Below are 20278 nucleotides of genomic sequence, written 5' to 3'. Positions count from 1 at the left end.
TGCAAATGATAACGCTTATCATATGACTCATGACGCCAGCGCTGCAAGTTTCTACCGCAAGGGCCGGCTGGCGGCCACTTGCGGGTGTTCAATCATCCAGTGCCGGTTGGGGCGCTGGATGCTTGGCGTTCTTGCCGGCCTTGGCGCCAGGCTTGGCAGCCGCCGGGGCCGCGGGTTCAGGCTCGGCCGGGGCAGCCAGGTCCTTTTCCGCCTGGGGCATCTGGTCAATCGCGCTGAAGAAATCCGCCAGGTTGAGGGTGTCCGGCGGCACGGTCTTCTCGAGTTTCTTCTCGCCGTCCTTGCCCACCAGAATCACTTTGGTGCCACTGCCGGCACCCAGCTTGAGTGCACGGATCAGCGCGTTGGTTTCAGGCGGCGCGAGCTTCTTGTTGTCCTTTGCGTCCTTGGCGAACTTCTCGCCCTCGGCACCGATGCTGCCGAAGGACACGGTGTAGAGCACCATGTTGCGCTCTTCAAAGGACTGCTTGTTGGCAGGCTCGTCCAGCTGTTTCTTGAGGGTGGCCAACGTCGGGTTACCGGAGTCGAGTTCCACCACCACCAACGGGCGTGACTTGCCCAGGTCCTGCTTGAGCGGATTGAGATCATCCGCGGCCAGCAGCGGCCCCGTAAAAGCCATCAAGGTAGCCAGGGTCAGCGACCGGATGAGCATGCACACCTCCTTTGAATTCCATGCAGGGTTCTTGAGTTTCATGTCTGCGACAGTCAAATTCAAGGATGATTCCTACGACAACTTCAGAAAGCGTAGGTCAGGACGCCCGCGAAGCAAGGCGTTTAGCCACCTTACGCCTCATTGTTTCTTTTGATTGCGGATGCTCACCGCGGCCAGTGTCGGGCAAACACCGGCGCTACGCCGGGGTCGGTATCCACCTGTGCCAGCACCCGGGCGAACTCAGGCCGCGATTGTTGTAGCGCCTCACGCCCTCCCGCCCATCGCGACACCGCCGCAGCCATGATCCCCAGTGCATTCAGCCCCTGCGCCGGGGTGAACAGTTGATCGGCAAATTGATCGGCAAACACTTCCCAGGCGCCATGCAGGCGGCGACGGGTGCCGCTGACCAACTGCTGATGCTGCTGCGCTTCGGCGCTGTCGGTCCAGCGTTCCGGATAGTCGATGATGCCGATCGCCGAATAACAGTTGGCCGCGATGTACACCAGGCCACGAATGACTTGGGCGGGCGCCTCGGGCAGCAGGCCGGAGGCAGGAAATTGCAGGCCGAGGTGAATCAGGATCGCCGCACTTTCGGTCAACACGCTGCCATCGGGCAGTTGCAGGGTAGGAATTTGCTTGAGCGGGTTGATCCGCGCCAGGGCCTCGCTGCCCGCGCTGTGCTCCCAGGAGCAGGCGTCAACCTGACGCCACTCAACACCGCAACGCTGCAGGGCGACTTCGATGATGCACGAGCCGGTGCCTTGGGTTCCGTAAAGGGTGTACACGGTGCCGAGCCTCCTGGCAGTGGGTTGAGGTGTTAGGCTAGGCCGTTCAATCGTTCAACGGGAAGCCATCATGCACAGTAAACGCGTCACGATCGAAGACTGGGACGGCGACGGTGCCATTCGCCTGCCAGACGAAGCCTTGCAGGAGTTGGGGCTGGATGTGGGCGACACGCTGTATATCGTCGAGACCTATGTGGGCACGCAGAAAGGCTTTGTGTTGTCGACCACACCGAAAATCGCCGACCGGATGGATGAGCTGGTGGAGGAGTTGAGCCACAAGCCCTGAGGCTTGCGGCAACCCTCAGTAAGCCAGCTTGGCCAGCAAACCCGCCTTCACCTGCGGCCATTCCGGATCAATGATGCTGAAGCGCACCGAGTTGCGCTTGCGGCCATCGGGCATGATGCGCTCGTGGCGCACGATCCCTTCCTGTACCGCACCGAGGCGCAGGATCGCGGCCCGGGATTTCTCATTCAGTTCATCGGTGGTGAACTGCACCCGCACACAGTCCATGACTTCAAACGCGTGGGTCAGCAGCAACAGCTTGGCCTCGGTGTTGACCCCGGATTTCTGCACCGACTGGCTGATAAACGTGTGGCCGATCTCCAGCTTGCGGTTGACCCGGTCGACCTTCCAGAAGCGGGTGCTGCCCACCACCTCGCCGGTGTCACGGCGCACGATCACAAACGGCATCATGGTGCCTGCGTCACGCCCGGCCAGGGCGATGTCCACGTATTTGTCGACCGTGTCGGGGCCCGGCACGTTAGTCACCTTCAGGTTCCACAATTGCCCGTCGGCGGCGGCCTGTACCAGGGCGGCCGAGTGTTCGCGTTGCAGGGGGCGGAGTTCGACCGTGGTGCCGGTCAGGGTGATTTCAGTCATGGGAGTGCTGCGCCGTCTGGTGGTCGTCAGTGGCCAAGATTGCAGGGTCTGGCCACTGCAAGGCAAGCCGTTTTAGAACAAGCCCATCTGGCCACCCACCAGGGTGCCAAAGTCGTCGCTGACAAACGGCAGGATCGCGTCTGCCACCGGTTGCAGTTGCCGGGTGACGTAATGGTCGTAGTCGATCGGTGCCCGGCGCACTTCCAGCGGTTCCGGGCCGTTGACGGTGATCACGTAGCTGATCCAGCCACCGTTCTGGTACTGGCGGGGGCGGCCCTGGCGGTCGTTGTATTCGTCGGCCAGGCGCGCGGCGCGCACATGGGGCGGCACGTTGCGTTCGTAGTCGCCCAGTTGCCGGCGCAGGCGTTTGCGGTAGATCAGTAACTCGTCGAGCTCACCACTCAAGGTGCGGCGCACGTAGTCGCGCACGTAATCCTGATGGGGCTGGCGGTGGAAGATCCGCCGGTAGAGCTCCTGCTGGAATTGCCGGGCCAGGGGCGACCAGTCGCTGCGCACGGTTTCCAGGCCTTTGTAGATCATTTCTTCGCTGCCATCGGCGCGGGTGACCAGCCCGGCGTAGCGCTTTTTGCTGCCCTCTTCCGCGCCGCGAATGGTCGGCATCAGGAAGCGGCTGAAGTGGGTTTCGTATTGCAGCTCCAGGGCACTCTGCAGGCCGAACTCCTTCTGCAGGCGTTCGCGCCACCAGGTGTTGACGTGCTGCACCAGGTCCAGGCCGATGCGCGTGGCGTCTTCCTGGGAGTGGGCGCTGCCGAGCCAGACGAAAGTGGAGTCGGTGTCGCCGTAGATCACTTCATAGCCCCGGGCTTCGACCAGTTCGCGGGTCTGGCGCATGATCTGGTGGCCGCGCAGGGTGATGGACGACGCCAGCCGGGTGTCGAAGAAGCGGCAACCGCTGGAACCGAGTACACCGTAGAAGGCGTTCATGATGATCTTCAGGGCCTGTGACAGCGGCGCGTTGTGTTCGCGCTTGGCCACTTCGCGGCCTTCGGAAACCCGCGCGACGATCGATGGCAGGCAATGCCGGGTACGGGAAAACCGCGCACCGCGAAAGCCTTCCACCGACTCGCTGTCTTCGGGGTGACGCAGGCCTTCGATCAGGCCCACCGGGTCGATCAGAAAGCTGCGGATGATCGACGGGTAAAGGCTTTTGTAGTCGAGCACCAGCACCGATTCGTAGAGGCCCGGGCGCGAGTCCATGACAAACCCGCCGGGGCTGGCCTGGGGCGGCTTGTCTCCCAGGTTCGGCGCGACGAAACCCTGGCGGTGCATCAGCGGCATGTACAGGTGAGTGAACGCGGCCACTGAACCGCCGTTGCGGTCTGCCGGCAGGCCGGTGACGCTGGCCCGCTCCAGGAGAAATTTCAGCAGCTCGGTCTTCTCGAAAATCCGCGTCACCAGCTCGCAGTCCTTGAGGTTGTAGCGCGCCAGTGCGGGCTTGTCCTCGGCGAACATGCGGTTGATTTCGTCCATGCGCTGGTACGGCGTAGAGATCGATTTGCCTTCGCCGAGCAAGGTCTGGGCGACGTTTTCCAGGCTGAAGGATTCAAAACTCCAGGTCGCCGACCGCAGGGCTTCAATGCCATCGATGATCAGCCGCCCGGCCGCCGCGGCGAAGTAATGATTGCGGCTGCCGTGTTCGCGCCAGCCCATGGCATCGCCGCCACGGCCGAGCAGCAGCGGCACGTTCAGGCGCTGCGCATGTTCGTGCAGGACACGCAGGTCGAACTGCACCAGGTTCCAGCCGATGATCGCGTCGGGATCATGGGTGGCGAGCCACTGGTTCAGGCGTTCCAGCAGTTCGGCGCGGGTGTCGCAGTAGTCGAGCTTGAAATCCACCGCGTCGGTTTTGTTCGGTGGGCCGAGCATGTACACCTGGCGCTCGCCGCAGCCTTCGAGGGCGATGGAATACAGGTCGCCCTGGGCGGTGGTCTCGATGTCCAGCGACACCAGTTTCAGTGGCGGGCGGTAGTCGGGCGCAGGTTTCATCTGCGCCTCCACCAGCATGCCGCCCTCGCCCGGCGTGCCGCCGAACCACACCGGCGCGGTGATGAAGCGTTCCATCATGTAGCGCTCGGGCGGGCGCACGTCGCCTTCGTAGACGTCGATGCCGGCTTTGCGCAGGCGCTTTTCCAGGTCCATCGATTGGCGATGCTGTTTGGTGTAGAGGCCCAGCACCGGGCGATGGTGGAAATCGCACAGCGCCAGGTCGCGCCACTCGATGCCGCGCTCACCCTTGAGTTGCAGTTCGGCGGGCTTGCGATGGGCCTGGGGGATGAACATCACGGAGGTCTGCACCGGCAAGCGCACAAACCTTGGGCCTTGATCGGTGGCCAGCCAGAAACTGACCTCCGTGCCCGCCGGGGTGTCGCGCCAATGCCGGGTCAGGACAAACCCCTGCTGTAAATCCACCTTGCCACACCTCAAGAATCACTTTCAGGGCGTGATTCTACTCGGCCTGTGACAAGGCGCGACGATTTAACGGAAATGACCTACGCGTACGGAGACCGCAACCTCACAAACTTGTTGCAGAATATTAATGACAATTACTATCATTCGCACCGGAGTCGTATCCGCGCAGCGAGGACGCGCAACGTTGTTGCCCTTTTCCTCACAGTGACGGTTCGCCGTCAGGATCGACCATGCCCACTTCCACCCGTTTGGCTGTGCCGTTTCGCCCTACCCTGCTCGCCCTTTGCTGCTCCCTGAGCCTCGCCGCTCACGCCGCAACTCCAGAAACCCCGCAGGATGCGAACAACAGTCAGGACGGCAAGGCGCTGGAATTGGGCGCCACCACCATCAGTGCCGACGCGCCTACGCCCAATGCCCTGCCCCCGGTGTACGCCGGCGGCCAGGTCGCCCGTGGCGGGCAACTGGGGGTGCTGGGCAACCAGGACATCATGGACGTGCCGTTCAGCATGTCTTCCTACACCGAAAAACTGATCCGCGACCAGCAGGCCGAGAATGTCGGCGATGTGCTGCTCAACGATTCGTCCGTGCGCCAGGCGTCGGGTTATGCGAACCAGGCCCAGGCCTTTGTGATTCGTGGCTTGCCGCTGAATGGCGACGACATTTCGTTCAACGGTTTGTACGGCATCCTGCCGCGCCAGATCATGTCCACCGACGCCCTGGAACGGGTTGAAGTGTTCAAGGGCCCCAACGCCTTTATCAACGGCGTGACGCCCGGCGGCTCCGGGATTGGCGGCGGTGTGAACCTGCAACCCAAGCGCGCCGATGATGTGCCGTTGCGCCGTTTCAGCACCGACATCAGCAGTGATGGCCGGGTCGGCGAGCACCTGGACATCGGCCAGCGTTTTGGTGAAGACAACCGGTTTGGCGCGCGGGTGAATATTTCCCAGCGTGAAGGCGATACCGGGATTGATGACGAGAGCCAGCGCTCGAAGCTGTTTGCGGTTGGCCTGGATTATCGCGGTGACGCCCTGCGCTTGTCGGGGGATTTTGTCTACTCGAAACAGCAGATCAATGGCGGGCGCAACACCGTATTGCTCGGCCAGAACCTGACCCACATCCCCAACGCGCCGTCGGCCGACACCAACTACGCGCCGAACTGGGGCACCAGCAGCCTGGAAGACACCTTCGGCATGCTGCGCGCCGAGTACGACCTGAACGACACCTGGACGGCCTACATCGCCGGCGGCGCCAAACACACCAACGAGATTGGCCGTTACTCGTCGGTCACCCTGAATGACACCCTGGGCAATGCCACCGTCAGCGGCTCGCGCATCGCCCACCAGGAAGACAACACCAGCCTGATGGCGGGCCTGAACGGCAAGTTCCAGACCGGCTCGGTCAGCCACAGGCTGAACCTCGGGCTGACCGGCATCTGGGCTCAGACACGCAACGCCTATGACTTCGACTTCACCGGCCACGCCAGCAATATCTATAACCCGGTGGACGTTGCCGAGCCGGTCAAGGGCGGCTCGGTGGGCGGCGACCTGAACGACCCGGGTATCACCGCCAAGACCTTCGCCCGCAGTGCGGCGGTCTCGGACACCCTGGGCTTTATGGATGATCGCTTGCTGGTGACTGCCGGTTTGCGCCGCCAGGAACTGGTGGTTCAGGGCTTTGCCTACGGCACCGGCACTCGCACTGCCGACTACGACAAGTCGATCACCACACCGGTGTATGGCCTGGTGTTCAAGCCGTGGGACCATGTGTCGTTCTATGCCAACCATATTGAAGGGCTGGCGCAGGGGCCTACCGCGCCTCAGACCGCCGGCACCGCCCCCATCAGCAACGCCGGGCAGGCCTACGCCCCGGCGCGCTCGAAACAGACCGAAGCCGGGGTCAAGGTCGACATGGGTACCTATGGCGCAACCCTGGGCGTGTATCGCATCGAGCAACCAACCGACGGTTACTCACAACTCAGCGCCGACGGGTTAAGCGCCACCTATGTTCGCCAGGGCGAGCAAGTCAACAAAGGCGTGGAGCTCAACGTCTTCGGCGAACCGATCGCCGGCCTTCGTTTGCTGGGCGGTGCAACCATCATCCACACCGAAGTCCACGGCACCCAGAACGGCGCCAACGACGGCAACCGCGCCATCGGCGTCCCGACCTTCCAGTTGAATGCCGGCGTGGATTGGGATGTACCGGGACTGCAAGGGGTGACGGTTAACGGCCGCATGCTACGCACTGGCGGCCAATATGCCGACGCCGCCAACACCCTCAGCCTGCCCACCTGGAATCGCTTCGACGTGGGCGCGCGCTACACCTTCAAGGTGGACCAGCGTGACGTCACCCTCGGCGCCACCGTGGAGAACGTCGCCAATACCAAGTACTGGGAATCGGCACTCGGCGGCTACCTGACCCAAGGTGACCCACGTGTGGCCAAGTTGTCGGCCAGCATCGACTTCTAAACCCAATCAATGTGGGAGCTGGCTTGCCTGCGATGCAGGCACCTCGGTGTGTCAGATGCACCTCGGTGAGGCTATCGCAGGCAAGCCAGCGCCTACAGAAAAGCAGATCTGCTTTCAGCCCTTTTGTTTGCCGGATATTGGACAGCCGCGTGCCAACTGCGTAGTTTTTCACCCACTGCGCACAAGGACCCCGGCATGTCCCCCGACCTCACTTCCATCGAGCTGTTCCTCAAGGCGGTCAAGCTGGGCAACCTGTCCCGGGCGGCCGAGCAATCCCATATCTCCCTCTCTGCCGCCAGCCGACGCCTGTCGCTGCTGGAGCAGCACTTCAAGGTCGCCCTGCTGACCCGCACTTCCACCGGCGTTTCACCGACGGCGGCCGGGGAGGTGTTGGCCCAGCATGCACAGTCGATCCTGCGGGCAGTGGACGGCATGCACGCGGACCTCGCCGACTACGCCAAGGGCGCCACCGGCCGGGTGTGCCTGTACGCCAACAGTTCAGCAATGAGCCAGGAACTGCCGCGCCAATTGACCCAGTGGAACACGTTGCACCCGGGCATCCGCCTGGACATTCGCGAGGAGCGCAGCCGGGAAATTCTCCAGGCGGTACGCGACGGCGTGGCGGATGTCGGCATTGTCACCACCCGGCACAGCGGTGAAGAACTGCGCTTTGAACCCTACTGCCAGGACCGCCTGTGCCTGATCGTGCCCAACGACCATCCATTGAAAATGCGCCACGCGCGCTTTGAAGATTTGCTCGGCTATGACTTCGTCGGGCTGGAAGACAACGCCGCCATCACCCCGCTGATTACCGACGCCGCCGCCGCGATCGGCATGCCGTTGCGGCTGCGGATGCAGGTGCGCAGTTTCGAAGCGGTGTGCCGCCTGATCGCCGCCGGCCAGGGCGTGGGCGTGTTGCCACAGGGCGCGGTGCAGATTTTCCGCAAGGAGATGGCCTTGCGCTTTATCGAAATCGACGACAGCTGGGCCGACCGGCAGATGTACCTGTGCATGCGCAAGGAACAGCCTTCACTGACCAGCCAGGCGCTGTTCGACTACCTCAGCGCCAACCCGGCATAACCCTTCGGCCTTCGAATTTCGCGAAGGCCGATTCCACAATTAGCAATTCCCCTGTTGCCGCTGCTGTGCCAAGAATGCCCCCGCCAGACCTTCCTATAAAAACAACACAGGAGACACGGCGTGTCCCAATCCCCCACCCGCTCCACCCACCGCATCGCCGTGATTCCCGGCGACGGCATCGGCCGCGAAGTGGTGCCCGAAGGCCTGCGGGTACTCGACGCCGTCAGCCGGCGCTTCGGTATTCACTTTCACTTCGACCACTTTGCCTGGTGCAGCGAGCACTACCTGGCCCACGGCACGATGATGCCCGACGACTGGGCCGAACAGATCGGCAGCCATGACGCGATCTTCTTCGGCGCCGTCGGCGCGCCAGACATCATTGCCGACCACACCGCTGTGTGGGAGTCGCTGCTGAAGATCCGCCGCCAGTTCGATCAATACGTGAATATTCGCCCGGTGCGCCTGATGCCCGGCGTGCCCTGCCCGCTGGCCGGCCGTGTACCAGGGGACATCGACTTCATCGTGGTGCGGGAAAACACCGAAGGCGAATATTCCAGCGTCGGTGGGCGCATGTGGGAAGGCACCTCGCGGGAAATCGCGGTGCAGGAATCGATCTTCTCCCGCGAAGGTGTGGACCGCGTGGTGGATTACGCTTTCAAACTGGCGCAACAGCGGCCCCGGAAAAACCTGGTAGCGGCGACCAAATCCAACGGTATCTCGATCACCATGCCGTTCTGGGACGAGCGGGTGAACGAGATTGCCCGGCGCTACCCGGACGTGAAAACCGCCAAGTTCCACATCGACATTCTGTGCGCGCACTTCGTGCAGCATCCCGACTGGTTCGATGTGGTGGTGGCTTCCAACCTGTTCGGCGACATCCTTTCCGACCTCGGCCCGGCGTGCACCGGCACCATCGGCATTGCGCCGTCGGCCAACCTCAATCCGGAACGACGCTACCCGTCGTTGTTTGAACCGGTGCACGGCTCGGCGCCGGACATTGCCGGGCTGGGCGTCGCCAATCCCATCGGGCAGATCTGGTCGGCCGCACTGATGATCGAGCACCTGGGTAACGGTGATCCGCTTTATCAGGAAGCGGCGGCAGCCATCGTGTCCGCCATCGAAACGGTGCTTGCCGAAGGCCCGCGCACCCGGGAAATGGGCGGCAGCGCCAGCACCGTCGAAGTGGGCCGCGCCATCGCCGAATGCGTCGCAGGGAACAGGAGCTGAACATGAACCACGCACATTACATCGCCAACCAATGGTGGGCGTCGACCTCGCTGGAAGACATTCCGGTGATCGACCCGAGCACCGGCGAAACCTATTCGAGCATTGCCCGTGGCACAGCCGCCGATATCGACGCGGCGATCAGCGCGGCGCGCCAGGCCCTCGGGGAAACCTTCGATGGACCGTGGGGCCAGTTGTCTGCCGTGGAGCGCAGCCGCCTGCTGGCCAAGCTCGGTGGGGCGGTGCTGGAACATCATGAAGAGCTGGCGCAGATCGAAGCGCGGGACACCGGCAAGGCGCTGAAAGTCGCCCGCGCCGATGCCACCGCCCTCGCCCGTTATTTCGAGTACTACGCGGGTGCCGCCGACAAACTGCACGGCGAAACCCTGCCGTATCAGGCCGGCTACACGGTGCTGACGGTACGCGAGCCCCATGGCGTGACCGGGCATATCATCCCGTGGAATTACCCGATGCAGATTTTCGGGCGCAGCGTAGGCGCCTCCCTGGCGGCGGGCAATGCCTGTGTGGTCAAGCCGGCGGAAGATGCCAGTCTGTCGTTGCTGCGCCTGGCGGAGATTGCTGCCGAAGTGGGCTTTCCGGCCGGTGCGATCAATGTGGTCACCGGTTATGGCTACGAAGCTGGCGCGGCGTTGTGCGCACACTCGGGCATCGATCACATCTCGTTCACCGGCTCCACCGCCACCGGCACGGCGGTGTCGAAAGCCGCCGCCGAGCGCCACTGCCCGGTGACGCTGGAGCTGGGCGGCAAGTCGCCGCAACTGGTGTTTGCCGATGCCGATCTGGATGAAGCGCTGCCGGTGCTGGTGAATGCCATCGTGCAGAACTGCGGGCAAACCTGCTCCGCCGGCAGCCGCTTGCTGGTGGAGCGCAGCATTTACGAAACCCTGCTGGCGCGCCTCAGCCAGCGTTTTTCCGAGCTGCGCGCCGGGCCTTCAGCGCTGGACCTGGACATGGGCCCGCTGATCAACCAGAAGCAGCAACGCCAGGTGCGCGAGTTTATTCGCGAAGCCGAACAGGCCGGGATCACCGTCGCCGCGCGCGGCACGGTGGTGGCCGAGGCCGGCAGCGCCGGGTATTTCCAGGAAGCGGTGCTGTTTCGCGACGTACCGCCAGACAGTCGCCTGGCGCAACAGGAAGTCTTCGGCCCGGTACTCGCCGTAATGCCCTTCGACGATGAAGCCGACGCGATTCGCCTGGCCAACGGCACCGAGTTCGGCCTGGTGGCCGGCGTGTGGACCCGCGACGGCGCACGCCAAATGCGCCTGGCCCGCAAGCTGCGCTGCGGCCAGGTGTTCATCAATAACTACGGGGCCGGTGGTGGCGTCGAACTGCCATTTGGCGGGGTAAAGGCCAGCGGTTATGGCCGGGAAAAGGGCTTCGAGGCGCTGCTGGGCTTTACCACCTTGAAGACCATTGCGATCAAACACGGTTGATTCCTCACAACAACAAGAAAGGAGAACACACCATGCGTTTAGCCAATAAAGTTGCGATCGTCACCGGCGCCGGTTCGGGTTTTGGTGAGGGCATCGCCAAGACCTTTGCCCGCCAGGGCGCCAAGGTGATCGTCGCCGACATGAACGCGGTCGGCGGCCAGCGGGTGGTCAATGAAATCGCCGAAAGCGGCGGCCATGCGCATTTCATCGAGGTCAACGTGGCCAACGATGAAAGCATGGGCGCCCTGTTGCGCGGCACCCTGGAACAGTTCGGCGGCCTGGATATCGTCATCAACAACGCCGGCACCACCCACCGCAACCGGCCGATGCTGGAGGTCGACGAGGCCGAGTTCGACCGGGTGTTTGCGGTCAACGTCAAAAGCATCTTCCTGAGCGCCAGGCATTTTGTGCCGCACTTTCGCGGCCAGGGCGGCGGTGTGTTCGTCAACATTGCCTCGACGGCGGCGATCCGTCCGCGTCCGGGACTGGTCTGGTATAACGGCAGCAAGGGCGCAGTGGTGGTCATGAGCAAGACCATGGCGGCAGAGTTGGGGCCGGACAATATCCGCGTCAACTGCGTGAATCCGGTCGTCGGTGCCACGGCATTGCTCAGCGAATTCATGGGCGTGCCGGACACCCCGGAAAACCGCCAGAAGTTCATGGCAACCATTCCCCTGGGGCGCTTTTCCACCCCGCAAGATGTGGCCAACGCCTGCCTGTACCTGGCGTCGGACGAAGCGGCGTTCATCACCGGCACCTGCCTGGAAGTCGATGGCGGACGCTGCGTGTAACTCACTCTCACAGGGACCGGAATTGCTATGTGTGATCTTCATAATAAGAACGAGCCGAACACCAGACAATTACTTGAAGGCCTGCCAAAGAACTGGGGTAAATGGGGACCGGACGACGAAGTCGGCGCCCTCAATTACCTGACTGAAGCCGAAGTACTGCGGGGCGTCGCCTCGGTGCGCCAGGGCAAGACCTTTACCCTGCAAGTGCAGATCGGCCACCCTGACGGCGACCCGATGTGGCCGGCGCGCAACCCGTCGATGCGCTTCAACACCCTGGACCACAGCCATTACCACTTCGGCAAACAGCCGCACATGACCGGCGGCGCGGCGTACTCCGACGACGTGATCTTCATGCAGCTGCAAGGCTCGACCCAGTACGACGCCCTCGGCCACGCCTGGTACGACAATCAACTGTGGAACGGTTACGACGCCAACACCACGGTCGGCGGCATGGCCAAGGCCAGTGTATTGGCGATTGCCGAACGGGGTGTGGTGGGTCGCGCCGTGCTGATCGACATGGCCCGGTATCGCGGCAAGAAGTGCCTGGGCCGTGGTGAAACCTTCAACCACCTGGACTTGCTCGACGCCGCCAAGGCCCAGGGCGTGACCATTGAAAAGCGCGACATCCTGATCATCCGCACCGGCTCCATGGGTGCGTTTTATGAACTGGGCAAAACCGAGTTCTTCAAGGACCTGATGGAGCCGGGGCTGACTTACAGCCGGGAGCTGGTGGAGTGGTTCCACGAGATGGAAATCCCCAACCTGGTGACCGACACCATCGCCAACGAAGTGATCACCGACCCGGTGTCCGGGGTGCAGATTCCGCTGCATTGCGCGCTGATGCGCAACCTGGGGATCGCCTTCACCGAAATCGTGCTGCTGGAGGAACTGGCCGCCGATTGCGCGGACGACGGCCAGTGGAAGTTCCTCTACACCGCCGCCCCGTTGAAGATTGTCGGGGGCAGTGGCGCGCCGGTGAACCCGGTGGTGATCAAGTAACCCGAGGATCAGACCTGACCTTTGTCCCACAGCCGGACCAATTCTCCAGGTGCCAACTCTTCAGGCACCTGGAGCATCAACCGGTCATCGCGATCATCCTGGCGAAAGCGCACTTCGATTTGGTAGAAGCGCTGGTCGCCCCTCCCCGAGTCAACCGAGGCCAGCGGCAGGCAACCGTTGAGCAACGTGCAGATCTGTTCGCGCTCATCCAGATTGCACTGGGCAAACTCGATCTCGCGGGGCCGGCTCAACATCGCTGTTACCCCGCCTTGGCGGGACAGACGCACCGTGGCATCGCTGCCCAGGGGTGGTAGCTGTTTCATCGCATTCTCCTCATCCCGGGCTCACACCCACACCGGCCCAGGCTTTCTCTACCGCCTTGGCCTGGGTGGCGCCGAAACGCTCACGGGCATGCGCGACGGTCAAGGTGGCAAAGCCTTGGAAGTCCGCATCATTATCGAGTTGTTTATCGCAGAGGGTGTCATACCAGACTTGCCCTGCCTGCTCCCAGGCCGCCCCGCCCAAGGCCGTCGCTGCGAGGTAAAACGCACGGTTGGGGATCCCGGAGTTCAAGTGCACGCCGCCATTGTCATCCTGAGTGACGACGAAGTCCCGCATATGCGCCGGCTGCGGGTCCTTGCCCAGCACCGGGTCGTCATAGGCGGTGCCGGGATGGGACATGGAGCGCAGGCCTTTGCCATGGACCTTGTCAGTCAGCAAATCCGCGCCGATGAGCCAGTCCGCCTGCTCGGCCGTGTGCTTGAGCGCGTATTGCCGGGTAAGGACGCCGAACACGTCGGAGATTGATTCGTTGAGCGCCCCGGACTGGTTGCGGTAAACCAGGCCGGCTTCGCTCTCGATGATGCCGTGGGTCAGTTCGTGGGCGACCACGTCCAGGGACCGGGTAAAGCGCTGGAACACCTCACCATCGCCGTCGCCGAAGACCATTTGCGCACCATTCCAGAAGGCGTTGTCATAGCCTTCGCCATAATGCACGGTGCCGGTCAGTGCGAAACCGCGATTATCGATGGAGTCGCGCCCGTGAACCTGCCAGAAAAAATCATGGGTCGCGCCCAAGGCATCATAAGCCTCATCCACCGCCGCATCGCCGCTGGCCCGCTGCCCTTCTGCGCGAACCAGGTCACCCGGGAGCACCGTCAGGTGGCCGGCGTCGTAGATATTGCGTTGCAACGCGCCGGTAACGGGCGCCGCCGAAGCCTGGCCAGGCTTGCCCGGATTGGGCAGTAACTGGCGAACATGGGTCAGGGTATTCAGGGCTCGCGAGCGCTGCCAATCGGAACCGTGGTCGATCAGCCGATGGAGAATGTAGGGCGGGATAAATCCCGGGCACGAACCTGGACTGGGCATGGGCGTTCTCCTTGTCAGATAGCTGTCTGTCTTGTTGTGATGCGGTTTTGCGCCCGAGGTTCGATTGGATCGGGTGGCGAATTTGCGTATCGCCGACTCGCCACTAGACTCAGGACTCCTCTTACATGGAAGTCCACTCAATGAATGTCATTCGCCCTCTTCGCCAGGCCATTGCCCTGGCAATCCTGTTATCCGCCGGTGCCCTGACGGCACATGCCGCCGATATCCCGCTGTCCAAGTCGCTGGAAGCCGATGAGGTGACCACCAAGGTGCTCAAAGTGGATGCCGCCAGCCATCAGGTGGTGCTCCAGGGCGCTGAAGGCCGCGAGGTGCATGTGCAGCTCAGCGACCAGGCCAAGGACCTGGGCAACCTCAAGGTTGGCGATCAGGTCAAGGTGCTGGTGACCCATTCGGTCGCAGCCGTACTGGACACCGACATCGACAAAGGCGCGCCCGACGCCACCGAGAAAGCCGGCGTGCTGCGCGCCACGGCGGATAACCCGAACCCGGGCGGTGCTGCCTTCCGCCAGGTGCAGGTGCAACTGAAGATCACCCACATAGACTTGAAGAAAAACCAGGTGACCCTGGAAAACCCGGCGGGCCTGAGCAAAGTGCTGACCGTGGAAAAACCGGAAATCCGCGCCGGCCTCAAAGACCTCAAGGTCGGCCAGAGCGTGTTGGTGACCTACACCGACACCCTGGAAATCAGCACTGCCCACGAAGGCTGACGGCAGCGCAGGCCCTTCAGCTCAAGGCTGATGGGCCTTCGCCAAATAGTCTTCGATGTTGTTCATCTGATCGTCCCAGCCTCGGGAGTTCTTCTTGTAGGCTTTTTGGCGGCGAGCTTCCGGGATTGCGTCAAACCCTGATTCCACCACCCGCAACAAGATGCCTTCGGCGTGATCCTCAAGGGTGAACTCCACCAGCGTGGGGGTTTCCGTGTCGTAGTCCACATCCTTGTCTACGGCGTAGGGATGCCAACTGAAAGAGAACCGCGTTTGCGGCTCAAGGCGCTCGATTGTCGCCTTCCACACCACATGCTCGTAACCGGGGTAAGTGATCTGGGCTTCAATGGCCCGACCCGGTGCGAACTGCTCGCCCTTGAGCGCGATGCCAAACCAGCTGCCGAATTGCTCGGCGTCGGTCAGTGCTTCCCAGACGCGTTGACGTGGAGCGTTGAGCAGGACTTTACGTTTGATTTCATTTGATTCGTGCATGAGACACCTCCTGTATTGACAGTAGGCGACATCGACCAATGCGCAACCTTTGAGAAGGGATAGGGCATGACTCGCGTCATGCCCCATGGCCTTAAACGTGGGGATCACCCGGTGCCTTGCTGGGGGTCGCGTATTGCGGCTTCAAGTGACCCTCCTGATCGAGCAACCAGGCATCCATGATCTGGCGCACCACCGGCCCGGCCACACGGCCACCGGCCTCGCCGTTTTCGATCATGACTGAAATCACGATCCGCGGGTGCTCCGCCGGGGCGAAGCCGACGAACAAGGCGTTGTCGCGGTTGCGCTCCAGGGTTTTCAAGCGGTTGTAGCGCTCACCCTGCTTGATCGCCACCACCTGGGCGGTACCACTCTTGCCGGCAATCCGGTATTGCGCACCGGCTGCCGCTGCCCGGGCGATACCACGTGGGTCGTGCATAACCAGCTGCATACCGTGGTTGACCTGTTCCCAATCGCGCGGGTCTTTGAGGACGACATTGGGCATCGGGTTTTCATCCACTGGCGCCACGCCATTGATGGTCTTGGCCAGGTGTGGTCGGTTCCACACGCCTTTGTTGGCGATCAGCGCAGTGGCCTGGGCCAGTTGCAACGGGGTGACCTGCATGTAGCCCTGGCCGATGCCGAGGATCACGGTTTCACCCGGGAACCACGGTTGGCGCCGGGTCGCGCGCTTCCAGGCCTGGGATGGCATCAAACCGGCAGACTCTTCGAACATGTCCAAGGAGACTTTCTGACCGAGGCCGAACTCGGCCAAGTAGTCGTGCAGGCGATCGATGCCCAGCTTATGAGCCAGGTCGTAGAAGTAGGTGTCGTTGGAGCGCATGATCGCCGCGTCCATGTCCACCCAGCCGTCGCCACTGTGGTTCCAGTTACGGTATTTGTGGTCGAAGTCCGGGAGTTGGTAGTAGCCAGGGTCGAACACGCGGGTCTGGGCGGTGACCACGCCGCTGTCGAGGCCGGCGATGGCCACTTCCGGCTTGATCGTCGAACCCGGTGCATAGAGCCCGCGCAGCACACGGTTGAACAACGGCCGGTCGAGGGAATCGTGAAGCGCAGCGTATTCCTTGAAGCTGATGCCGGTGACGAACAGGTTCGGGTCAAAGCTCGGCTTGCTGACCATCGCCAGGACTTCGCCGGTTGCCGGGTCCAGGGCAACCACCGAGCCGCGCCGATCGCCCAAGGCCTCTTCGGCGGCTTCCTGGAGTTTGACGTCCAGGCTCAGCACGATGTTTTTGCCGGGGATCGGGTCGGTGTGCTTGAGCACGCGCAGCACCCGGCCCTGGGCGTTGGTCTCGACTTCTTCATAGCCGACGTGGCCATGCAGCTCCGACTCGTAGAAACGCTCGATACCGGTTTTGCCGATGGACTGCGTGCCCCGGTACTCCACCGAGTCGAGGGCCTTGGATTCTTTTTCGTTGATCCGGCCCACGTAACCAATGGAGTGGGCAAAGTGCGCACCCAGCGGGTAATGGCGGACGAATTGCGGCTCGACGTCCACGCCCGGCAGGCGGAATTCGTTGACGGCCAGCACGGCGATCTGTTCTTCGGTCAACTCGTAAAACAGCGTGACGGGCACGAAGGGATGACGCGCCTGTTTGAGCGCTTTGTCGAATACACCGCGGTCTTCAGCGGGCAGATGCAGGAGGCTGACGATAGCGTCCAGTTCTCCCTTGAGGTCGGTCGTGCGCTCGCGAGTGATCGTCAGGTTGTAGCTGGGACGGTTGTCGGCAAGTACTACGCCGTTGCGGTCATAGATCAGGCCGCGCGTCGGTGTAATCGGCAGGACATGGACGCGGTTGTTTTCCGAAATCGTGGAGTGATAGTCGTACTGCACCACCTGCAGAAAGTACATCCGGCCTACCAGGGCGCAGGTGATGCCGATCACCAGCAGTGCGCAGGCCAGCAGCCGCTTGTTGACCAGGCGGTTTTCTTTTTCGTGATCCTTGATGGGTATCGGTTCAGGCATTTCTACAGCATCTCGTTGAATAAGGTCGACGCCGCATCCTGCGGAGGAAAATCAGTCCCTGTGAAAATGTGCTGCACCATACCAAAAATGCAGAAACACTTTGCATCGATTTCCCTGAACGGCGTGCATATGGGGCTGTTCATGCACTTTGGTTTGGGCCGGCGACCTTATTCATGCGTTTTTATGCTGAGAAATCAGCTCAAGACCGACTTGGGTTCCAGGAAGGCTTCCAGGCCGAATGTGCCGTACTCGCGGCCAATACCCGATTGCTTGAAACCACCAAACGGTGCCAGTGGCTCATGGGCCAGCGTGTTGATCAGGACGCGGCCAGCGTCGATGTGGCTGGCCAGCCTGCGGGCGCGTTCGGGGTTTGATGACAGGATGTACGCCTGGAGGCCGTAGGGCGTGTCGTTGGCGATGGCCAGGGCTTCGTCCTCGGTTACGTAGGTAATAATCGATAATACGGGGCCGAAAATCTCCTCGCGGGCGATGGTCATTTGGTTGTTCACGCGGCTGAATACAGTGGGTCTTACGAACCAGCCGGCGTTGATACCTTCTGGCAAACCGGGACCTCCCGCCAATAGATAAGCGCCCTCCTCAATCCCGATCTGGATGTAGCGCTGCACCCGCTCCCATTGTTTATGACTGACCATGGGGCCGACGGCGGTAACTGGATCATGAGGATCGCCGGCTCGTACGTTGGCCACCTCCTCGATCATCAGCGCTTCGACTTCAGCCAGGCGATTTTCAGGTACCAGGATTCGGGTGCCGGCAATGCACGCCTGGCCGCTGTTCATGAAGCCGGCCTGAAGCGCCATGGGCACGGCGGTCTTGAGGTCCGCATCATCGAGAATCAGCACCGGTGATTTGCCGCCCAGTTCCAGGGTGATTCGTTTCAGGGTGTCGGCGCCGGCACGCAGGATCGTTTTGCCGACAGCGGTCGAGCCAGTGAAAGAGACTTTTGCAATGTCTGGATGGGTGCTCAGCACCGCGCCTACGGTTTCGCCACGGCCGGTGACGATGTTGAACACGCCGGGAGGCAAACCCGCTTCATGAAGCGCACGGGTGACAATAGAAGTCTGGATGGCGCTCATCTCACTGGGTTTGATCACCGCGGTACAGCCGGCGGCCAACGCTGCAGCGAGCTTGCCGCAGATGAAACCGGCATTGCTGTTCCAGGGCGTGATCAATCCGGCCACGCCCAGCGGTTGCATGACCACCTCGGCGATGCCAATGCGTCGGGAGAAGTTGTAGTTCTCCAGTACCGAAGCGGCATCCTTCAGGACGCTGGCGGCATGCCTGGCCATCCATCGCGCACGGGAAACCGGCGCACCGTACTCTTCGATGATTGCCTGGGTGAGCTCGTCCTCAATCGATTCAACGGCGGCGTGCATGCGTTGGAGATAGCCGATGCGTACAGCTTTAGCGCTTTGGGAAAACTCGGCAAAAGCCTGCTTGGCAGCAGCGATGGCAACCTGGGCGTCCTGTTCATTTGCCAATCGAACCTGGCCAATACGCTGGCCTTTAGCGGGGTTGAACAGGTCAAAAAGCTCTTCGCCGTGGGGTGTCACAAAGGCGCCATTGATGTAAATCTGGTTGATGTGTTGCATAGGTCCTCCGGGACGCTGAGCTAGTGCGTCCTACGGTAAGTCACTATGATTGAGCTGATAAGCCGTACAAATCGGCATGAGTTAATGAGTGATTCAGGACAATGAACACATCCGGGCTGAATGAACTGGAAGCCGTACTGGCCGTGGCCAGGCATCGCAGCTTTCGCGCGGCGGCGACTGAGTTGAATGTGTCGACGTCAGCGCTGAGCCACTCTATCGCAGGGCTTGAAGCGCGAATGGGGGTGAGGCTGTTCAACCGCACGACGCGCAGTGTGTCGTTATCTGAAGTGGGGGCAGAGTTTGTCGAGACGATTACCCCGGCACTGTTGAGCATCCGCACGGCTTTGGAACAGGCGGGAAATCGCAGCGCGGAACCGAGCGGGACCTTGCGCCTGAATACCTCGGCGGGTGCTGCAAAGCAGGTGATGCCACTGCTGCTGGATTACCTGCGACGTTATCCTCGGATGAAGTTGGATATCGTCACTGAAGGGCGCCTGGTGGATATCGTAGCGCAGGGATTTGATGCGGGGATTCGACTGGGGGATACCGTTCCTCAAGACATGATCGCGATTGATATCAGCCCTGCCCAGCGTTTTGCGGTATTGGGCAGCCCGGACTATTTTGCCAGCCACCCAATGCCCCTCAGTCCCATGGATTTGCGTGCTCATGCGTGTATTCGCAGCCGAATGCCCAGCGGGGCAATCTATCACTGGGAGTTTGAGCGTCATGGCGAGGCGATCGCTGTAGAGGTGCAGGGGGCTTTGACCCTGGATAACCCGACTCTGATGCTTGAGGCTGCCAGGGCGGGGCTGGGATTGACCTATCTTACGGAATGGAATGCGGCCGCTGATTTAGCGAAAGGGACGCTAGTACGCGTGCTGGAGGACTGGACGCCGTCTTTTGACTGCTTGCGTCTCTATTATCCGGGTCGGCGCCATGTTCCGGCGGGGTTAAGGGCACTGATTGAGCTGATCAGGGAGCAAGGGTTTTAAACGGGGAGGCGGAATTTATAGGCGCGGGGGCATCTGTTGGCCCGTGTAATCGTTGAAGTCTTTCGCGAGCAAGCTCGCTTCTTTTCGACCACCCAAAACAAAACCCCTGATCGCGTTAGCAATCAGGGGTTCTGGAATTTAATCTTGACGATGACCTACTCTCACATGGGGAAACCCCACACTACCATCGGCGATGCATCGTTTCACTGCTGAGTTCGGGATGGGATCAGGTGGTTCCAATGCTCTATGGTCGTCAAGAAATTCGGGTACTGAGTCGTGACCAGTTGGCCTCGCTTCAGCTGAGACTGCCAAGGCACACAGGGGATAGG

18 protein-coding genes and 1 rRNA gene are annotated in these 20278 nt (G+C 61.8%); 9 read left to right on the top strand and 10 right to left on the bottom strand.

Going from position 1 to position 20278, the window contains the following annotated elements; all coding sequences use genetic code 11:
* Nucleotides 1-88: 88 nt before the first annotated feature.
* The gene (locus tag MUM_RS0102565) at nt 89-670 is read right to left on the bottom strand and encodes a DUF4174 domain-containing protein (RefSeq protein WP_010166633.1); all 582 of its coding nucleotides are present in this window, start codon (nt 668-670) and stop codon (nt 89-91) included.
* A 164-nt stretch (nt 671-834) separates the two neighbouring features.
* Entirely contained in the window at nt 835-1455 is a 621-nt protein-coding gene (locus tag MUM_RS0102560) for a glutathione S-transferase N-terminal domain-containing protein (protein ID WP_010166632.1), read from the bottom strand.
* A gap of 70 nt (nt 1456-1525) precedes the next feature.
* Here MUM_RS0102560 and MUM_RS0102555 point away from each other — a divergent pair, with 70 nt between their 5' ends.
* A complete protein-coding gene (locus MUM_RS0102555; protein ID WP_003208231.1) occupies nt 1526-1741 on the top strand; it encodes an AbrB/MazE/SpoVT family DNA-binding domain-containing protein in 216 nt (71 codons plus the stop codon).
* Between the two features lie 15 nt (nt 1742-1756).
* Here the strand turns inward: MUM_RS0102555 and MUM_RS0102550 are convergent, their stop codons facing one another.
* Together MUM_RS0102550 and MUM_RS0102545 are read right to left on the bottom strand one after the other, a co-directional pair.
* Nucleotides 1757-2335, bottom strand: a complete 579-nt coding sequence (locus MUM_RS0102550; protein ID WP_010166626.1) for a GNAT family N-acetyltransferase — start codon at nt 2333-2335, stop codon at nt 1757-1759.
* Nucleotides 2336-2407: 72 nt separating this feature from the next.
* Entirely contained in the window at nt 2408-4765 is a 2358-nt protein-coding gene (locus MUM_RS0102545; protein WP_010166624.1) for a DNA polymerase II, read from the bottom strand.
* Between the two features lie 230 nt (nt 4766-4995).
* Between MUM_RS0102545 and MUM_RS0102540 the strand changes: the two genes are divergently transcribed.
* The 6 genes from MUM_RS0102540 to MUM_RS0102515 all read left to right on the top strand — a co-directional run bounded on the left by MUM_RS0102540 (nt 4996) and on the right by MUM_RS0102515 (nt 12778).
* Entirely contained in the window at nt 4996-7230 is a 2235-nt protein-coding gene (locus MUM_RS0102540) for a TonB-dependent receptor (protein WP_010166622.1), read from the top strand.
* A 195-nt stretch (nt 7231-7425) separates the two neighbouring features.
* Nucleotides 7426-8310, top strand: coding sequence for a LysR family transcriptional regulator (locus MUM_RS0102535; protein WP_010166620.1), 885 nt, complete (start codon nt 7426-7428; stop codon nt 8308-8310).
* Between the two features lie 120 nt (nt 8311-8430).
* Nucleotides 8431-9537 (top strand): tartrate dehydrogenase, encoded by a 1107-nt coding sequence (locus MUM_RS0102530; RefSeq protein WP_010166619.1) that lies wholly within the window; start codon nt 8431-8433, stop codon nt 9535-9537.
* Nucleotides 9538-9539: 2 nt separating this feature from the next.
* Nucleotides 9540-10988 (top strand): aldehyde dehydrogenase family protein, encoded by a 1449-nt coding sequence (locus tag MUM_RS0102525; protein WP_010166617.1) that lies wholly within the window; start codon nt 9540-9542, stop codon nt 10986-10988.
* 32 nt (nt 10989-11020) lie between these two features.
* A complete protein-coding gene (locus tag MUM_RS0102520) occupies nt 11021-11779 on the top strand; it encodes an SDR family oxidoreductase (protein WP_010166615.1) in 759 nt (252 codons plus the stop codon).
* A gap of 27 nt (nt 11780-11806) precedes the next feature.
* A complete protein-coding gene (locus MUM_RS0102515) occupies nt 11807-12778 on the top strand; it encodes a cyclase family protein (RefSeq protein ID WP_010166613.1) in 972 nt (323 codons plus the stop codon).
* An 8-nt stretch (nt 12779-12786) separates the two neighbouring features.
* Here the strand turns inward: MUM_RS0102515 and MUM_RS0102510 are convergent, their stop codons facing one another.
* Together MUM_RS0102510 and MUM_RS0102505 are read right to left on the bottom strand one after the other, a co-directional pair.
* The gene (locus MUM_RS0102510) at nt 12787-13101 is read right to left on the bottom strand and encodes a protealysin inhibitor emfourin (RefSeq protein ID WP_010166611.1); all 315 of its coding nucleotides are present in this window, start codon (nt 13099-13101) and stop codon (nt 12787-12789) included.
* Nucleotides 13102-13111: 10 nt separating this feature from the next.
* Nucleotides 13112-14146: a M4 family metallopeptidase gene (locus MUM_RS0102505; protein WP_010166609.1), complete on the bottom strand. Its 1035-nt coding sequence runs from the start codon at nt 14144-14146 to the stop codon at nt 13112-13114.
* A 140-nt stretch (nt 14147-14286) separates the two neighbouring features.
* Here MUM_RS0102505 and MUM_RS0102500 point away from each other — a divergent pair, with 140 nt between their 5' ends.
* The gene (locus MUM_RS0102500; RefSeq protein ID WP_010166606.1) at nt 14287-14874 is read left to right on the top strand and encodes a hypothetical protein; all 588 of its coding nucleotides are present in this window, start codon (nt 14287-14289) and stop codon (nt 14872-14874) included.
* Between the two features lie 21 nt (nt 14875-14895).
* On the opposite strand, the gene MUM_RS0102495 is transcribed toward MUM_RS0102500, so the two are convergent.
* The 3 genes from MUM_RS0102495 to MUM_RS0102480 form a co-directional block, all read right to left on the bottom strand.
* Nucleotides 14896-15363 carry an SRPBCC family protein gene (locus tag MUM_RS0102495; RefSeq protein WP_010166604.1) on the bottom strand — a complete coding sequence of 156 codons (468 nt, stop codon included), beginning with the start codon at nt 15361-15363 and terminating at the stop codon, nt 14896-14898.
* 91 nt (nt 15364-15454) lie between these two features.
* Nucleotides 15455-17347, bottom strand: a complete 1893-nt coding sequence (mrdA, locus tag MUM_RS0102490) for a penicillin-binding protein 2 (protein WP_010166602.1) — start codon at nt 17345-17347, stop codon at nt 15455-15457.
* 194 nt (nt 17348-17541) lie between these two features.
* Nucleotides 17542-18957, bottom strand: a complete 1416-nt coding sequence (locus MUM_RS0102480; protein WP_010166600.1) for an aldehyde dehydrogenase family protein — start codon at nt 18955-18957, stop codon at nt 17542-17544.
* Nucleotides 18958-19058: 101 nt separating this feature from the next.
* Here MUM_RS0102480 and MUM_RS0102475 point away from each other — a divergent pair, with 101 nt between their 5' ends.
* Nucleotides 19059-19949, top strand: a complete 891-nt coding sequence (locus tag MUM_RS0102475) for a LysR family transcriptional regulator (protein ID WP_010166598.1) — start codon at nt 19059-19061, stop codon at nt 19947-19949.
* A gap of 142 nt (nt 19950-20091) precedes the next feature.
* Here the strand turns inward: MUM_RS0102475 and rrf are convergent.
* A 5S ribosomal RNA gene (gene rrf / locus MUM_RS0102470) occupies nt 20092-20207 on the bottom strand.
* Nucleotides 20208-20278: the final 71 nt, after the last annotated feature.

Source organism: Pseudomonas sp. PAMC 25886, assembly GCF_000242655.1.
GTDB lineage: Bacteria > Pseudomonadota > Gammaproteobacteria > Pseudomonadales > Pseudomonadaceae > Aquipseudomonas.
Note: the sequence above shows the minus strand (reverse complement) of the source record. Positions and strands in the feature narration are given on the sequence as shown.

Excerpts from the sequence above, each read along its gene's own strand:
- MUM_RS0102510 (WP_010166611.1), bottom strand. The coding sequence starts at position 13,101 with ATGAAACAGCTACCACCCCTGGGCAGCGATGCCACGGTGCGTCTGTCC.
- MUM_RS0102540 (WP_010166622.1), top strand. The coding sequence starts at position 4,996 with ATGCCCACTTCCACCCGTTTGGCTGTGCCGTTTCGCCCTACCCTGCTC.
- MUM_RS0102550 (WP_010166626.1), bottom strand. The coding sequence starts at position 2,335 with ATGACTGAAATCACCCTGACCGGCACCACGGTCGAACTCCGCCCCCTG.
- MUM_RS0102520 (WP_010166615.1), top strand. The coding sequence starts at position 11,021 with ATGCGTTTAGCCAATAAAGTTGCGATCGTCACCGGCGCCGGTTCGGGT.
- MUM_RS0102535 (WP_010166620.1), top strand. The coding sequence starts at position 7,426 with ATGTCCCCCGACCTCACTTCCATCGAGCTGTTCCTCAAGGCGGTCAAG.
- MUM_RS0102495 (WP_010166604.1), bottom strand. The coding sequence starts at position 15,363 with ATGCACGAATCAAATGAAATCAAACGTAAAGTCCTGCTCAACGCTCCA.
- MUM_RS0102555 (WP_003208231.1), top strand. The coding sequence starts at position 1,526 with ATGCACAGTAAACGCGTCACGATCGAAGACTGGGACGGCGACGGTGCC.
- MUM_RS0102565 (WP_010166633.1), bottom strand. The coding sequence starts at position 670 with ATGCTCATCCGGTCGCTGACCCTGGCTACCTTGATGGCTTTTACGGGG.
- MUM_RS0102525 (WP_010166617.1), top strand. The coding sequence starts at position 9,540 with ATGAACCACGCACATTACATCGCCAACCAATGGTGGGCGTCGACCTCG.
- MUM_RS0102515 (WP_010166613.1), top strand. The coding sequence starts at position 11,807 with ATGTGTGATCTTCATAATAAGAACGAGCCGAACACCAGACAATTACTT.
- mrdA (WP_010166602.1), bottom strand. The coding sequence starts at position 17,347 with ATGCCTGAACCGATACCCATCAAGGATCACGAAAAAGAAAACCGCCTG.
- MUM_RS0102505 (WP_010166609.1), bottom strand. The coding sequence starts at position 14,146 with ATGCCCAGTCCAGGTTCGTGCCCGGGATTTATCCCGCCCTACATTCTC.
- MUM_RS0102475 (WP_010166598.1), top strand. The coding sequence starts at position 19,059 with ATGAACACATCCGGGCTGAATGAACTGGAAGCCGTACTGGCCGTGGCC.
- MUM_RS0102500 (WP_010166606.1), top strand. The coding sequence starts at position 14,287 with ATGAATGTCATTCGCCCTCTTCGCCAGGCCATTGCCCTGGCAATCCTG.
- MUM_RS0102480 (WP_010166600.1), bottom strand. The coding sequence starts at position 18,957 with ATGCAACACATCAACCAGATTTACATCAATGGCGCCTTTGTGACACCC.